General features: G+C 56.7%; 16 protein-coding genes, 1 tRNA gene and 3 pseudogenes. 12 read left to right on the top strand and 8 right to left on the bottom strand.

The window, feature by feature from the left end; translation table 11 throughout:
- Positions 1 to 84: 84 nt before the first annotated feature.
- From G8E03_RS13410 to G8E03_RS13400, 3 genes are all read left to right on the top strand, one after another.
- Positions 85 to 1980 carry an acyl-CoA synthetase gene (locus tag G8E03_RS13410; RefSeq protein ID WP_166192873.1) on the top strand — a complete coding sequence of 632 codons (1896 nt, stop codon included), beginning with the start codon at positions 85 to 87 and terminating at the stop codon, positions 1978 to 1980.
- 307 nt (positions 1981 to 2287) lie between these two features.
- Complete coding sequence (locus G8E03_RS13405; protein WP_166192870.1) at positions 2288 to 2710, top strand: hypothetical protein; 423 nt, start codon at positions 2288 to 2290, stop codon at positions 2708 to 2710.
- Positions 2707 to 4029, top strand: a complete 1323-nt coding sequence (locus G8E03_RS13400; protein ID WP_166192867.1) for a relaxase/mobilization nuclease domain-containing protein — start codon at positions 2707 to 2709, stop codon at positions 4027 to 4029. The genes G8E03_RS13405 and G8E03_RS13400 overlap by 4 nt, the downstream gene beginning before the upstream one ends.
- A 31-nt stretch (positions 4030 to 4060) precedes the next feature.
- On the opposite strand, the gene G8E03_RS13395 is transcribed toward G8E03_RS13400, so the two are convergent.
- Entirely contained in the window at positions 4061 to 4291 is a 231-nt protein-coding gene (locus G8E03_RS13395) for a hypothetical protein (RefSeq protein WP_166192862.1), read from the bottom strand.
- Positions 4292 to 4320: 29 nt separating this feature from the next.
- A complete protein-coding gene (locus G8E03_RS13390) occupies positions 4321 to 4650 on the bottom strand; it encodes a hypothetical protein (protein WP_166192858.1) in 330 nt (109 codons plus the stop codon).
- Between the two features lie 187 nt (positions 4651 to 4837).
- Here G8E03_RS13390 and G8E03_RS13385 point away from each other — a divergent pair, with 187 nt between their 5' ends.
- On the top strand, positions 4838 to 5017 hold the full coding sequence (locus G8E03_RS13385) for a hypothetical protein (protein ID WP_166192855.1): 180 nt from the start codon (positions 4838 to 4840) through the stop codon (positions 5015 to 5017).
- Positions 5018 to 5072: 55 nt separating this feature from the next.
- Here the strand turns inward: G8E03_RS13385 and G8E03_RS13380 are convergent, their stop codons facing one another.
- The 4 genes and pseudogenes from G8E03_RS13380 to G8E03_RS13365 form a co-directional block, all read right to left on the bottom strand.
- Positions 5073 to 6011, bottom strand: a complete 939-nt coding sequence (locus G8E03_RS13380) for a hypothetical protein (RefSeq protein ID WP_166192852.1) — start codon at positions 6009 to 6011, stop codon at positions 5073 to 5075.
- Positions 6008 to 6088: a hypothetical protein gene (locus G8E03_RS17715; protein ID WP_430693247.1), complete on the bottom strand. Its 81-nt coding sequence runs from the start codon at positions 6086 to 6088 to the stop codon at positions 6008 to 6010. The genes G8E03_RS13380 and G8E03_RS17715 overlap by 4 nt, the downstream gene beginning before the upstream one ends.
- A gap of 726 nt (positions 6089 to 6814) precedes the next feature.
- Positions 6815 to 7078 (bottom strand): hypothetical protein, encoded by a 264-nt coding sequence (locus G8E03_RS13370; protein WP_166192846.1) that lies wholly within the window; start codon positions 7076 to 7078, stop codon positions 6815 to 6817.
- 32 nt (positions 7079 to 7110) lie between these two features.
- Positions 7111 to 8012, bottom strand: a pseudogene (locus tag G8E03_RS13365) (ArdC family protein).
- 334 nt (positions 8013 to 8346) lie between these two features.
- Here G8E03_RS13365 and G8E03_RS13360 point away from each other — a divergent pair.
- Positions 8347 to 9687: pseudogene (locus G8E03_RS13360) on the top strand (IS3 family transposase).
- Between the two features lie 133 nt (positions 9688 to 9820).
- Here the strand turns inward: G8E03_RS13360 and G8E03_RS13355 are convergent.
- Positions 9821 to 10102, bottom strand: a complete 282-nt coding sequence (locus G8E03_RS13355; RefSeq protein ID WP_166192843.1) for a hypothetical protein — start codon at positions 10100 to 10102, stop codon at positions 9821 to 9823.
- A gap of 80 nt (positions 10103 to 10182) precedes the next feature.
- Here G8E03_RS13355 and G8E03_RS17600 point away from each other — a divergent pair, with 80 nt between their 5' ends.
- The 6 genes and pseudogenes from G8E03_RS17600 to G8E03_RS13330 all read left to right on the top strand — a co-directional run.
- Positions 10183 to 10311 carry a hypothetical protein gene (locus G8E03_RS17600; RefSeq protein ID WP_283811444.1) on the top strand — a complete coding sequence of 43 codons (129 nt, stop codon included), beginning with the start codon at positions 10183 to 10185 and terminating at the stop codon, positions 10309 to 10311.
- A gap of 68 nt (positions 10312 to 10379) precedes the next feature.
- Complete coding sequence (locus G8E03_RS13350; RefSeq protein ID WP_166192840.1) at positions 10380 to 12062, top strand: type IV secretory system conjugative DNA transfer family protein; 1683 nt, start codon at positions 10380 to 10382, stop codon at positions 12060 to 12062.
- Entirely contained in the window at positions 12059 to 12415 is a 357-nt protein-coding gene (locus tag G8E03_RS13345; RefSeq protein ID WP_166192837.1) for a hypothetical protein, read from the top strand. The genes G8E03_RS13350 and G8E03_RS13345 overlap by 4 nt, the downstream gene beginning before the upstream one ends.
- Positions 12415 to 12693, top strand: coding sequence for a hypothetical protein (locus G8E03_RS13340; protein ID WP_166192834.1), 279 nt, complete (start codon positions 12415 to 12417; stop codon positions 12691 to 12693). Before G8E03_RS13345 ends, G8E03_RS13340 begins: the two co-directional genes overlap by 1 nt.
- 92 nt (positions 12694 to 12785) lie before the next feature.
- Positions 12786 to 13112: a hypothetical protein gene (locus G8E03_RS13335; protein WP_166192831.1), complete on the top strand. Its 327-nt coding sequence runs from the start codon at positions 12786 to 12788 to the stop codon at positions 13110 to 13112.
- Between the two features lie 17 nt (positions 13113 to 13129).
- Positions 13130 to 14125: pseudogene (locus G8E03_RS13330) on the top strand (recombinase family protein); the annotation flags it as partial.
- Positions 14126 to 14672: 547 nt separating this feature from the next.
- Here G8E03_RS13330 and G8E03_RS13325 read toward each other — a convergent pair.
- Positions 14673 to 14747: transfer RNA gene (locus G8E03_RS13325), tRNA-Thr, on the bottom strand.
- An 82-nt stretch (positions 14748 to 14829) separates the two neighbouring features.
- On the opposite strand from G8E03_RS13325, the gene G8E03_RS13320 reads away from it, so the two are divergent.
- The gene (locus tag G8E03_RS13320) at positions 14830 to 15006 is read left to right on the top strand and encodes a hypothetical protein (protein WP_166192828.1); all 177 of its coding nucleotides are present in this window, start codon (positions 14830 to 14832) and stop codon (positions 15004 to 15006) included.
- The last annotated feature ends 8 nt before the right edge of the window (positions 15007 to 15014 follow it).

Here is a 15014-nt window from a genome sequence, read left to right as displayed (position 1 = left end):
CACCGTAATTGCTGAGCATTCTGCATCGCAACAACGATGACCGCGGACAATGCGGCACGCACAATCAGTGGAGGGATACGGACCATGACGAACATGTCGACTCTTGCCGACAAGATTGCGATCGAACAGGTGATGCCGATCGAGAAGCGCTGGACAGCCAGGACGGTCTACGAACAGCTGGCGCAGACCGCGCAGACCCACGGCAACCGCCCTGCCACGACGTTTCAGATCAAGTCCGGTCCCAAGGACAAGGCGGAAACCCACACCTGGGCGCAGCTTCTGGGCAAGGTTACTCAGGCCGCGAACCTGTTTCGCAGTCTGGGGGTGGGTGACGACGATGTCGTGGCCTATCTGCTGCCCAATGCGAACGAGGCCGTCATCACCTTGCTGGCCGGGGCCACGGCGGGGATCGTGAACCCGATCAATCCCCTGATGGAGCCGGAGAAGATCGCCTCCATCCTGCGTGACACCAATGCGAAGGTTCTGGTCACGCTGGCCCCGATGCCCAAATCCGACGTGGCCGAACTGGCCGCGCTGGCCTGCGCCGAGGCACCCAACGTCGAGACCATCCTCGAAGTCGATCTGACCCGCTACCTGTCGCCGCCTGTGTCGTGGATCGCGAAGCTCATCCGGCCCAAGGCGGTGCGCGGGCACGATGCGAATGTCCTGAACTTCAACGCCGAAATCGCGAAGATGAATGCAAAGGCGCTGGATTTCGCGGAACCGCAGAACGACAAGATCGCCGCCTATTTCCACACCGGCGGCACCACGGGAATGCCCAAGATCGCGCAGCACCGTCATTCCGGCATGATCTACAACGGATGGGTCTCGACCGAGATTCTGTTCTCGGAAAAGGACGTCCTGCTGGCACCGCTGCCGCTGTTCCACGTCTTCGCCGCCTATCCCATCCTGATGACGGCGGTGGTGTCGGGCGCGCACATGGTGATGCCGACCCCGCAGGGCTATCGCGGTGACGGTGTGTTCGACAATTTCTGGAAACTGGTGGAGCGGTACAAGGCGACCTTCATGGTGATGGTTCCCACTGCCGCCGGCGCTCTGATGCAGCGCAAGATCAATGCCGACGTCTCCAGCCTGAAATATGCGTTGTGCGGGTCCGCACCGCTGCCGGTCGAGCTGTTCCGGCGCTTCGAGGAGGCCACGAACGTACGGATCCTCGAAGGATACGGCATGACTGAGGCGACCTGCCTGATCTCATGCAACCCTGCCACGGGGGAGCGCAAGATCGGCTCCGTCGGACTTCCGTTTCCCTATACGGACGCGAAGATCCTGCACTGCGACGATAAGGGTGAGATCATCAAGGAATGCGGAACGGACGAGGTTGGCGAAATCTGCATCTCCAATCCGGGCGTCGTCGTCGGGGCCACCTACACCGACAGCTCCATGAATGTGGGACTGTTCGCCGGCGATTTCCTGCGCACCGGCGATCTGGGGCGGATCGACTCGGATGGCTTCGTCTTCATCACCGGCCGGGCGAAGGACCTGATCATCCGGGGCGGTCACAACATCGACCCCGCAACCATCGAGGAAGCCCTGTCGGGTCACAGGGAGGTCGCCTTCGTGGGGGCAATTGGTCAGCCCGACGCCCATTCCGGCGAATTGCCAGCTGCTTATGTGGAGCTTGTGGCGGGTGCTACCGTCACCGAATCCGCGCTGATGGCCTATGCCGAGGAACATATCGGGGAGCGGGCCGCGATTCCGAAACACCTCGAAATCATGGACGAACTGCCGAAAACCGCAGTGGGAAAGATCTTCAAGCCCGATCTGCGCGCGTCTGCCATCACCCGCGTGTTTGACAAGGCCCTGCGCGATGCCGGTGTCGAGGCGCATGTCACCCGCGTGTTCGAGGATAAGAAACGTGGTCTGGTGGCCGAACTGGTCGCGGACAATGCCTCCGTCACGGATGACGGCGTAAGGCAGGCACTGGGCAACTATTCGCGCCCGTGGCAATGGGCGGAATGATCCGGGCCTGACCTGTCCGGGCCTGAACTATCCGGGGCAGTCATGGCTGCCCCCGGAATCATTCGGCCTTTCGACACTGTTAGCCCTGTTCGAAGGCGGATCACCTACACGCCTCACCTACGATCGACGGGGCCCCGAACATCAGGGGTCCGCAACCGCAGCGGAGCATCGGCCCACGCAGATCGTATTTCACATGTGAGAAAAATGGTGCGCCTAGAGGGAGAGGACTTGAACTCCCTGATTGAGGCTCTCCAAGAGTGGGAATACCATCTCGCCCGTTCGGACTTTAAAAGTCTGAGGTGCGAAGATGACACATTCGCGCCATGAATTCAATAACATAGCGAAGTCAGAGGCGAAGAAGGCGGACTATCCGCCGCCCTTTTCCCTGCGTCTGACCTATGAAGAACGGGCGCGGCTGGATGCGGAACGGGCTGGCATGACCCTTGCCGCCTATATCCGCGAGCGGCTTTTCGGCGTTGATGCTGCACCGCGCAAGAAGCGCGGCAACAGCCCTGTTCAGGACAAGGAAGCCCTTGGCCGCATGGCGGGGGCGCTTGGTCAGTCCCGCCTGTCACAAAACATGAACCAGCTCGCCAAAGCGGTGAACTCGGGCTCCTTGCCTGTCACACCCGAAACCGAAGCTGAGATCAAAGAAGCCTGCCGTGAAATCTCGGAAATGCGGGCGGAACTCTTGGCCGCTCTCGGCAAAGCGCCAGGGAGCCAGCCATGATCTTGAAGGCCAAAGAGCGCGGCAATGCCCCGCAGCTCGCCCGCTATCTGCTGGCGATGCGGGACAACGATCATGTCGAACTGCACGATGTGCGCGGCTTCATCAGTGATGATCTGATCGAGGCGTTCGGCGAAGCCGATGCCATCGCACGGGGCACACGCTGCGAAAAGCATCTGTTTTCGATGAGCTTGAACCCGCCTAGTGGCGCGAATGCGTCCATCGAGGACTTTGAAAAAGCCGTCGAGCAAGTGGAAACTAAGCTCGGGCTGCAAGGTCAGCCACGCGCCATCGTCTTCCATGAGAAAGACGGGCGGCGACACGCTCATGCCGTCTGGTCGCGGATCGACAGCGAGCGGATGCGAGCGCTGAACCTGAATCACTACAAAATAAAGTTGCGCGATGTGTCGCGCCAGCTCTACCTAGACCACGGCTGGGCGATGCCGCGCGGCCTGGAAGATAGCCGTCTGCGCGATCCCTTCACCTTCTCGCGGGAAGAATGGCAACAAGCGCAGCGGGCTAGCCTTGACGCGAAAGAGCTGAAGGCGGTCTTCAAGACTGTCTGGGAGGCATCAGAAAACCGCGCAGCGTTTGAACAGGCGCTTAAGGAGCGCGGGTTCTGGCTCGCGAAGGGTGATCGGCGCGGCTTTGTCGCAGTCGATTATCGCGGCGAGGTCTATGCGGTTGCCCGCTACAGCGGCGTGAAAGCAAAGGACGTAGAAGCCAAACTTGGTGATCCGCAAATCCTCGGTTCGGTCGATCAAGTGAAGGCCGATATCGCTAGTGGCATGACGGCCAAGCTGCAAGAATTCATCAAGCAGGCCGAACGGGACGCGGCGCGGCGGTCTTTGCAGACCGACTTCCGCAAGGCGGATATTGTCGGACGGCATCAGGAAGAGCGCCGCCAGCTTACCGAAGCCCATGAGAAACGCTGGCAGGCCGAAACCCGCAAGCGGGCGGAACGTCTGCCAAAGGGGTTCTCGGGCATCTGGCATCGCCTGACTGGCAAATATGCCAAGGTTCGAGCGCAGAATGAACAGGAAGCGCTGGAAGCCCTGCACCGCGACCGCGCCGAGACTGACGCGCTGATCTTCAAGCAGATCGAAGAGCGGCAGGCGATTCAGCGTGATATCCGTGCGCAGAGGGAAGCGGCTCAAGAAGAGCTGCTGCGGCTCCGCGAGGATGTAGCGCACTATATGCGTGATGATCAGCATGATTCCGATCACACGCCCAAGCGCAAGCGCGAGAAGACCCCTGAAGAAGAAGACCGTAAGCGTGAACGCGCTCCACGCCCGCATCGCAGGCGCGGCTTCGAGCCGTAAGGCAAAACGTTCTGAATGGCCGAAGGGCGCTCTAGGAGCGCCCTTCGTTCTGCGATGGGGTATCATCGAGCGGAGCCCGCAGGACGATCCGCCCGTTGATCGGGCAGGTTTCAAGCTGAAGCGTGTAGCCCTGTCCGTCCTTGTGCGCCCATGCTGCGCCGACTTTGTTCCAGAAGAATTTCTCGCCCCTCTGCGTGACGTGCCAAGCCAGAAAGTCGGGTGCGTTTAGTGCTGGGGTAGTCTTCGCTTTTTCGCGTGCCATGATTTCATCTCCTTTGTTTGGGTGGCTTGCTAACGCCCTCCCGTCAGGCCGAAGGCAAAGGCTCGGAGTTCATGGTCAACACGGCTGGCAAAGCCAGGTGGTGCGGGCAGGCCATTGAAGACCGTGCCGCGTTCGGTCAGGGATTCATGGGTGTCTTCAAAGCAAGTCCGCCCGATCAAAGGAGGTTGAGCTACGCGGTCAGAAAATGGCGACTGCCCTTCAGCCAGCCGCATCTGCCATGCCCTGCTTCGTGTCTTGCGCATCTTCTGGCGAACATCTGCATCTGGAAACGCTGGCGCTGCCATTGGCGAGCACATTGTGACGTCGGGCAAAGACGATGCCCGCTTCTTTCCGATCAAACCGCAATTCATCTTGTAGTGCTCTGTGCGATAGCAACCGCAAACCGATACGTTCCGTTTCGCTGTCACCTGTAGCGTCTAGCGTCAGTGCCGAACCATCAGCGCCTTCACTGGCCGATGATGATGTGTGTCCGAGCCGAAAGGCTCTGAATGGTTCGGAGCCTCCTTGAAGCCAGAGGAGGATGAAATGAAACTTGTCACTCGATTTGAAGCAGCAACGCTAAGCACGCCTGAATTGTACGGTCTGCGCAAAGAAGCGTTCAAAGCCTTTGCTGCCGCGCCGCGCGGCTCGCAGGAACAGCGCAAAGCGCTTGAGACGATGCGAACTATCGAAGATGAGCTGGCGACCCGTGCGCCAGGTCTCTAAATCCTGAAGCGGCTGACCGTGAGGTCAGCTGCGAATTTTCTGACCTCAGTAGCGATTACATGGGTTCGTTATTGTCATCTTCCCAATAATCCATTGGGTCTTCCAATTCATAGAATTCTGATGGCGTATAGTGAGATGTTTGAACATAGATGTCACCAACTCCAGTCGCGCTGAGATGCGACAAACCCGCAATTTTAAGACCACACGCTATACATTCGAATTTTGATGGCAGATATTCCTGTTTTACAATGATCATATCCTCGCTCATGGACTGCTGGGGAGCAGATACTGGGTCACCATAGACAAGTGCCGTAGTCGCGCACGCGGGACAAGATACTCGGTGACCTGCTTGCCGCGTGGCCCAGACCTCTGCCTGAGCGACTGCCGTTTTTTGTTCGTCCTCGTCTTTGCCATCCCAAATAGTCTTGTGCGCTGCGACAATTTTGAGAACCGTTTTGGCCGTTTCATCTTTGGCGGCGTCAATCATGTCCTGAGCGAGCTTTGCCTCAGCCGCACCCCAGAAATCCTCTGGCGGAACCGAAAGAGAATTTCGCAAAACATTACAAGCTCTAAAAAAGGTAGGAAGCCACGCAGATGTTTTAATGCCATCAAATGCGGGATCACTAGAATGGAGTTCAGCATTCCTCCGCTCGACGTGAAGCAAGCAAAAGTCCCTAAGTTCCGCGTCGAATTTAGAGTCTATTTCGCTTTGCCTTCTGATGACCTCTGATATTCCAACTGACTTTGGTATAAATTTCTTGGCATTGGGTATCTTTCCAAGTGAATAGTAGACATTGTGCCAGTTCCCAAGATCAGCCAAAAGCGTGGGGCTGACTTTCGCTAGAGCGGCACGTGCCAGAAGCTCAAGACAGAGGCTCGACCACAATCCGTATTGCCAATCATCCTTTGAAAATCCATTCATTACCTCGGCATACTGCTGTGCCTTGGCGAGTAGTGCATCCGAGTCCCACGAATCTGTTTTGGCTTCTGTCATCGTGCGCTCCCCAAGTATGCTCTTCTAAGTCGTCTCTTCATATCTTTCTCCTTGACGGATGATCGACCATGAAGCATCCGCCAATTATCAATAATTACGCCATCACCAGGCCGCGAAAGACATACGTCATAAGATCGTCCAGCTTCGAGCTTCGAAGATACTAATTTCATTCCATCATCTCCCGCGGGACTAGCAGGTTTGAGAAACATGGTGTCCCATCTGTGATAGTAATCTGTACTGTTGGAGTTCTCGATTAGCCTCATAATCGGCAAACGCCCTCTAACGGGCCGACGTGGTTTAACTAGCGCACGCGCCAGAATTTTGCGTTCGGAGGCATCAAATATTTCACGACAGTCAAGAAGCGGCGTCGATACGTCTAATGATCCTGACTCGGCCCAAAGCACTAGATAGCGCGGGGGCAACCTCCAATTTGCCATGTCGGTATGCATCGGAAACTCTGAAAGGCCATAAATGCCGCTGTAGGAAACGGGAGAAGCAGAGTCTTCCTTGAGAGGCGACAATGTGTGCCAATTCGAGAAAGCCTCGCATTGGAGTTCCTGAGAAAACTGAGACAACAGGCTGTCGCCGTAGGCCAGATCAGGGAAGGAGAGCCTAGAAAACCCATGTTCTTGCAACTCATCATAGTGGTTCTGCCCCGAAATACTCATCGCCCTTCACATGCTGTCCCTTTGGTAGCATCAGCGTAGTTCGATGCTTTCAGTCGATCAACGATCTGACGGCGAGTATCACGTTCCATCCACAACTTCGTCGGCTGGCCTAGAGGCCAGCCGAAATTTTATTCCCTATCTGAACAAGGAAAGCTGCGCTCCACGCCAGCCTGTGCGCTCGGCCTCGTGGTCGAGCCATGCGGTGACGAAAGTGACCGCGCCGCCGCACTCCGTAACCGCGCCCTTGTTCAAGAAGTGCGAGCGATAGCCTGTCTCGGTGACAGGCAACGGCGCTTTGCTCTCGGTGCGCAGTTCGATGTGATCGACCATGCCGAACGCATCGGGCGTGAAGGTTATCTCGATCTGAACGCCGCGCCATACGATTGTATTTTGTTCCATTGCATTGCCCTCCGCCGTGGCGGAGCCGCCGCTTACGCGGCGACTCCTTCTGCTGTTTCGGTCTCGGCTTGGAAGCCATGCAGGAAATCCGCTGCCTTCTGGGCGTGGGCGGCTGCCGAAAAGATCGCCCGCTTGTCGTCCTTCAGCACCTTCAGCCAGCTCTGGATGTAGGCGGCATGATCTGTGTCAGACTCGGGGGTCAGGCCAAGATCGGCACACAGGAACGCGCTCCGAGTTCGGCAACCAGCTCTTCGCGGGCGTAGCCTTCATCGCCCCATTTCTTGCGCCCGAATTCTCGGTCAAGGCGCTTGGGGTGCTTCGTCCAGTGCGTCAGCTCATGCGCCAAGGTCGCATAGTATGCCTCGGGGCTGCGGAAACACTCGAAGACGGGCATCTGCACATGATCGCTGCCACCGCTATAGAAGGCCTGATTGCCGCCGTGGCGAACGTCTGCACCTGTCGCCGCGAAGAAGTCTTCCGCATGGGCGATGCGCTGCGCGGGGGCGCTGACAAGCTCGGGCGTGACGTAGTAGTGCTCGGGCAAGCCTTCGATCTGCTCCACATTGAAGACGGTGTAAGCCTTCATAAAAGGTATGGTGCGCTCTTCCTCCGTTCCGTTGTCCTGTTCCTCGGTCTTGGTGATGGTGTTGGCATAGACAACGGAATTACCGCGCTCGCCCTTTCTGACGTGTGCGCCCAGCTCTTGGGCTTGGCGGTAGGTCATCCAGTACGGGGAGCAATAGCCCCCCTCCATCGCCGCGCCCCACAACATCAGAACATTAATGCCGCTATAGGCTAGGCCATTGTGGCGCAGGGGTTTGGTCACACGCCCGTCCATGTTGCCAGCGCTCCACGGCTTCAGCCATGTGAGTTCGCCTTGCTCCAGATCGGCGATGATCTTGTCTGTGACTTTCTGGTAAACGTCTTGTTTCATTTCCTTTTCTCCTTTGTTTGGTTGCGCATGCAACCGAACTGCCCCTCTGGCGAAGAGAGGGGGGAGACCGTCCAGACCGCAGGCAGCGGTGGGGGATCACCCGTCCTGCACAAGAACCGACCGAAGGGAGGGGCGCGGAAGGATGGGGAGACCGCTGACTGCGCCCGAAGCTCATGCGAAGGGCTTGGTCTTGACGGCGAAGGGGGTCGCAGACCCCAAAACAAGAGAAGGGAAAGTCAGCCCGCCAGGTGTCTGACGTCAGCACCCATGGCACAGATTTGTGGATTTGAATAAGGAAGGATTTCTGGTTCATCTTATCGATTAGGAGATCGAGATGACAAAGAAACCCCAGACGTCGAAAGACGCCGCCGAAAAGGTGGTTAAGAACATCCGCCGCAAGACGCGGCAAACCTATTCATCTGAAGAAAAGATCCGCATTGTATTGGCAGGCCTGCGCGGCGAGGAAAGCATCTCGGTGCTATGCCGCAGGGAGGGTATTGCTGAAAGCCTGTATTATAGCTGGTCGAAGGAATTTCTCGAAGCTGGCAAGCGCCGGTTATCTGGCGACACGGCGCGACAGGCCACATCGCCTGAGGTAAAGGATTTGCGTTCTGAGGCTTTGGCCCTGAAAGAATGCGTCGCTGATCTGACCCTTGAAAACCGTCTGCTCAAAAAAAGCATGACAGGGGCTGGGGAGTTCGCGGAATGAGGTACCCTGCATCTGAGAAGCTTGAGATTATCCGCACCGTTGAGGGGTCACATCTGCCAGTCAAGCAGACCCTCGACATGCTGGGTATCCCACGCACAACATTCTATCGATGGTATGATCTCTATGTCGACTTTGGCCTGGATGGGCTGGCTGATAGGTCCCCACGCCCAGGATCGGTCTGGAACCGCATTCCTAATGTCCGTCGTGATGACCTGATTGGAACATGAGGCCCTGACCACACGGGAACTTGCCGTCAAATACACCGATGAGAAGCGGTATTTTATCTCTGAGTCATCGGCTTACCGTATTTTGAAAGCGGCTGATCTAATCACCGCACCGGACTACGTGGTGATCAAGGCCGCTGATGAGTTCACAGACAAAACGACGGCAATCAACGAGATGTGGCAGACTGACTTCACCTACTTCAAGATCATTGGCTGGGGTTGGTATTATCTCAGCACGATCCTGGACGATTACAGCCGCTACATCATCGCCTGGAAGCTCTGCACAAATATGCGGGCCGAAGATGTGACAGACACGATTGAACTGGCTCTGACAGCATCAGGCTGCGACCAGGCCATTGTGCGGCACAAGCCACGTCTGCTCAGCGACAACGGCTCATGCTACATCTCAGCCGATCTGGCCAAGTGGTTGGAGGATCAGAAAATGACGCATGTCCGCGGCGCGCCATTCCACCCGCAGACCCAAGGCAAGATCGAACGCTGGCACCAGACCATGAAGAACAGGGTTCTGCTCGAGAACTACTACCTACCCGGTGATCTCGAACGCCAAATAGGGGCCTTCGTCGATTACTACAACAACCAACGCTACCACGAGAGCCTAAACAACGTCACACCGGCCGACGTCTACTTCGGGCGAGACAAAGCCATTCTAAGGGAAAGGGCAAAGATCAAGAAACAGACAATCCGACAACGCCGCTTGCAACATCAAAAACAAGCAGCATAATCAATCATACAAACGAGCCAGAGCCTCCAATGCTCAAGCCGCTCTGATGTCCCATTTTATATGACGACGGACAGTCTGGGGTTTCTTTGTCATCTCGATCTCCTAATCGATAAGATGAACCAGAAATCCTTCCTTATTCAAATCCACAAATCTGTGCCATGGGTGCTGACGTCAGACAGCTCCCGAGATATCTAGCTATCGCGTCGATAAAGTCATCATTCTGGCGGTGCGTGCCCTTCAAGAAGCGCTCGACTCGTCTCCGCCCACTATCGCCATCGAGGCCGTAATTAGCCTTGTCGGCAATGTCTTGGGCAAGCCGATGATAGCGAATCTTCTTGTTCTCCACGTGCTCCAGAAGAGCGCGGCGCAAACGCTCGCGTTCTTCATCCGAGTACCGTGGCAACTCCCTCGCCATGTAGTTTGTCCAGTCTGTGTCCGTGATTTTTCGGGTTCGAGTTTCGTAATCAGGGTCAGCAACCAAGAGGAGCTGACACCATGAAACCTTATGAACAGAAAGCCTACGAAGTTGGCAAGAACGGCGGAACCGTTCCGACCAACAATATGCCCCACCAACAAGCCGAGCGCATCGCCGTTGCCGTGAACAACGGCAAGCAAGGCAAGTGACGCTCTTGGACGGGGCAGCAATTGCCGCCTCGTCCCTTCCCCGAATTCCTGAACCCGCGAGAGCCAAGATGAACAACGGCACAAATCCCAACGGCGGATCACCGACCGCAGCTCTGCTGCTCGGCGCGTCGTTCTACGGCCTCGCCCATCTCTGGGGACAGTTGATGGTCGCGGGTGACGCTGCCGACGATCTCTATACAGGGATGTTCAAGGTTATCGGCGGGATCGCCATGCTTGGCGGCCTCGGCGGGTACTACAAGGGCTGGCAACAGCGCGAGAAGCGCAAAGCCAGTCAAGAAACTTCCGGTACTTTTGGCGATGCGGCCTTCGCCACGCTCGAAGAGTGCGAGAACAAAGGCCTGCTCGATCCCAAAGGGCTGTATCTCGGTCTCCTGAATGGTCGGCCTCTTTTCTATCGCGGCAAGGCGCACCTGCTGCTGGTCGCGCCTGCCCGACAGGGCAAGGGCGTCGGCATCGTAACGCCGAACGCGGAGCATTATCCTGGCTCGATGGTCGTCACCGATCCCAAGGGGGAACTTGCGGGGATGACGGCGGCGCATCGTCGCGAACGGTTGGGTCAGGATGTGGCGGTCTTCAACCCGTGGGGTCTGCACGGGCTGCAACAAGACCGCATCAACCCGCTCGAAAACCTGATCGCCATAGCGAGCGATCCAGCATTGCAGCGCGGCCTGACCGATGAAGTGAAGGTCATCGTCATGCAGCTCTATCCCGAGCCCGAAGATACGCGGAACCAGTATTTCCGCGAAGGCTCGCGGGGCATCATGCGTGCTGTCCTCCTGTATCTCGCCGTCTGTGCGCCAAAGCGCTGCACGCTGCCCGAGATGTGGCGGATCATCGCGAACCCGCTGCGCCTTCAGCGCACGGTTGATGCGATGCGCCGTGAAGATGTTCTAGGCGGTATCCTTGCCGATCTCGGCGATGATCTCGCCCATCAGATGGAAGACAACCCCGACCTGTTCGGTGACTTCCGTGCGGGTGCGCTTCAGCACCTCTCCATCTATGAGCTTGGCGGCTATCTTGCCGATGCCGTCAGCGCCTCCGACGTATCGCTGGCCGATCTGAAGACGGGCAACGTCACGCTGTATCTGGCGTTTCCGCCTGATCGCATCGCCTCGCACGGCGCGGCGCTCGGCCTGATCATCAATCAGGCGATTACGGCGGTCGCACGCTCGAAGGACAAGGGCGAAGTTCTGTTCATGCTCGATGAGTTTGCCAATATCGGCAAGCTCGCAGGGCTTGCCGAAAGCCTGACCGCACTGCCTGGGCTGGGTGTGCGGGTCTGGATGATCGTGCAGGAAATGGCCGAACTTGTGCGCCTTTACGGGCCGCACACGGCCAAGACGATCCAGTCGCAGGCCGAAGTACGCCAGTACTTCGCAGTCAATAGCCCTGAGCTGGCGCAATCGCTGTCGCGCGAGGTCGGCCAGAAGATCGTCAAAACCAAGAATTTCAATCTCGGGCGCTTCGAGACCGATGAAATCGGCGAAAGCCTGTCCGAGACGGGTCAGCCGCTCATGCGGCCTGAAGAGATCATGCAGCTCCGTCCTGATCAGCAATTGCTGCTGATCAAGAACGTAAACCCGATCCTCGGGGAACGGATGCCGTTCTGGTTCTTCTCGCCGTGGCGGGAATGGGCGGCGGTGAACCCTGTCGAAGGTGACTACCCGAATGTGAAGCCGCTGGTGCGGCTCAGCTATCAGCTCGAAGACAAAAGTGAGGGGAAGCAATGAGCAAGTTTGAAGTCAAAGTTGTGGACGGCACGCCGACCAAACGCCCTGAACGGGCAATCAAGCGGCTGCGCCGCCGTATCGGCGGGACGATCAAAGCCGTGCTGCTGCGCCCGCGATTGATCGTTCTAACGGGTATCGCTGGCTTTTTCATCTTCGTCGGCACGCCTCATGTCGGCTGGGACTACCAGTGCAGGCATCCGATGCGCGGCTTCGGCTCCTGCAATTCAGTTGCCTGGTGCGCCTATTACGGCATCCAAGGCCGCCGCGAAGAACGGCCTGCTTACGGCGAGCGCTGCAAGCTCGTGACGTTCCTGCCGCTGGATATCAACAAAATGATCGAAGGAGTTCTGTGATGAGCAACTACACATTCGCCCGCGACATGGATAAATACTACTGGAACAAGTTCGAACGGGTTGCTGAATATTTCGGCCACACGAACAAGGATGAATTCACCCTCCACCTATTCATCCACGCGATCCTGAAAGCTGAAATGTGGATGAATTCCGATCTCTATTCGAAACATGAGCGGATGATCAACGAACTTGAAGACAAAGCGCGTCGAGATTGGGATCAATACATCGACGAATTCCAGAATTCGAAAGGGCTCTGCGAGGATGAACTACCCTTCTAAAAACCGCAGAAACTTGCGGTTTTTAGATAAATTCTGATAAAATTAAAATGGGTATTTAGAGATACCCATCCCCAAAGTGGGAGATGTAGTATATGCGCGATGAATTTAATACGGAAGGTCAACACGACCTTTGCGGCAAGGATCGCTCGTCCCCGAAGAGCATCCTGACCGTAGACGCGGAGAGGTACCAGTCGTACCTCGATGGTGTCGATATGACTCAGGCGCAGAAGGAAGAGTTTTTGCAAGCGCTGTGGTCGATCATGTTCACCTTCGTTGCCCTCGGCTTCGAGGTTCATCCGCTCCAAGAAGTCTGTGGAAAAACTCCTCTGAACGGTGGTGAGGGTGCCAAAGGAGCCTTCGGTGCGGTATCTTCTGATGATCCAGACAATAAAGATAACACTGACAAATTCAGTTCGTAGCTAGGCGTGGAGGTCACATGAATAAAAATAACAACATCATAGGACAGGCCACCCAAGCACTGATCTACTGCCGTGTGTCTTCCACGAAGCAACGGATTGAGGGTAGCGGGCTAGAGAGCCAAGAGCAGCGTTGTCGCGCCCATGCCGAAGACAAAGGCTATGACGTTGAGGCTGTGTTCCCCGATGACGTAAGCGGGGGCGGCGATTTCATGCGCCGCCCTGGCATGGTCGCTCTGCTCTCCTATCTCGATGCGCAGAAGGGCAAGCCCTATGTAGTTATCTTTGACGACCTGAAGCGATTTGCCCGAGACACTGAATTCCATTTGAAGCTCCGCCGTGAGTTCTCAAGGCGCGGTGCAAAGATCGAATGTCTAAATTTCCGCTTCGAAGACACTCCCGAAGGTAAGTTCATTGAAACCGTTATTGCTGCGCAAGGCGAGCTTGAACGAGAGCAAAACCGTCGTCAGGTGGTGCAAAAGATGCAAGCTCGCGTTGAAGGTGGCTTTTGGGTCTTTCGAGCCCCTGTCGGCTATCGCTATGTCAACGCGCCTTCAGGTGGCGGCAAAATACTTGTTCCTGACGATGTACTTGCCCCAGTTGTGCGCGAAGCGCTTGAAGGGTTTGCCACGGGGCATTTCGCCTCGCAGGCGGAAGTACAGCGTTTCTTGGAGCGCAATCCACACTTCCCGAAAGATCGTAAGGACGGGACACTCCGCCCCATGACCGTGACACGCCTTCTCAAGAAGGTGGTATATGCAGGATATGTGGAAGCCCCTAAGTGGGGCGTAAGCTTGCGCAAAGGTCAGCACGAAGGTCTCATCAGTTTCGAGACCTTCGAACGCATTCAAGACAATCTAGAAGGCCGCAAGCGGCTCCCTGCCGCTCGGAAAGACTTCAACGAAGACTTCCCGCTTCGTGGCTTCGTGCAATGCGGATGCTGCGGCAACGCAATGACTGCTGCCTGGTCTAAGGGCTGCCGCAAACATTATGCCTACTATCGTTGTGAAACGCGCGGCTGCGAAGCCAAGAGCAAGTCCGTCCCTCGGGCGAAAATGGAAAGCGCTTTTGAGGAGATCATGGAAGGCCTGCAACCTGCTCGCGGGCTGTTCGATCTGGCAAAGGCCATGCTGCGCGATGCATGGGATATGCGGCTCGCGATTTCCCACGGTGAGAGGGTTGAGCTCCAGAAGCAGTTCAAGGAGGTGGATCGGCAGATCGGGAGCCTCTTGGATCGGATCGTTGACGCTACGAGTGTTTCGGTCGTCAGTGCCTATGAAGCCCGTATTGAGAAGCTGGAGCGGCAAAAGATCGTGCTTGCCGAGAGAGTTGAAACAACCGTGCCGCCGAAGGGACGGCTGGAGGACTGTATTGAACTCGCTCTCAAATTCTTGGCAAGCCCTTGGGATATTTATAAAAATGGTGACTTCGCCATGCGCCAGACGGTGCTTAGATTGGTCTTTTCAGAGCCACTGAAATACGGTCAAAATGGGGAGTATGGAACTCCCGAATTATCGTTCCCTTTCAAGTACTTAGAGGGAATTTCGGGGTCGAAAAGTGAGATGGTGCTGCCGGTGAGATTTGAACTCACGACCTCTCCATTACCAATGGAGTGCTCTACCCCTGAGCCACGGCAGCGTTGGCGCGTCTTTTATCCGATTCACCCCGGTGCGCAACCCCAATCTGGACCAATCCGCAGAACGTCACTATGTCACAGGGCATGAGCAGCAAGGATACCCGATCGGAAGAGACCAAACGCGCCGATGCCGCCCGTGCGGAACGGCTGGCCGAGCAATTGCGCGCAAACCTGCGCCGGCGCAAGTCGCAGAGCCGGGCGCGTAAGGCGGCGGATGCCGACCCCCCCCGATCCCACAATTCCGCCCCCGAACAGGACTGAGAGAGGCC

It is taken from the genome of Pontivivens nitratireducens (genome assembly GCF_011290545.1).
In the GTDB taxonomy this organism is placed as follows: domain Bacteria; phylum Pseudomonadota; class Alphaproteobacteria; order Rhodobacterales; family Rhodobacteraceae; genus Pontivivens; species Pontivivens nitratireducens.
This window is presented reverse-complemented; position numbering and strand designations above follow the sequence as displayed.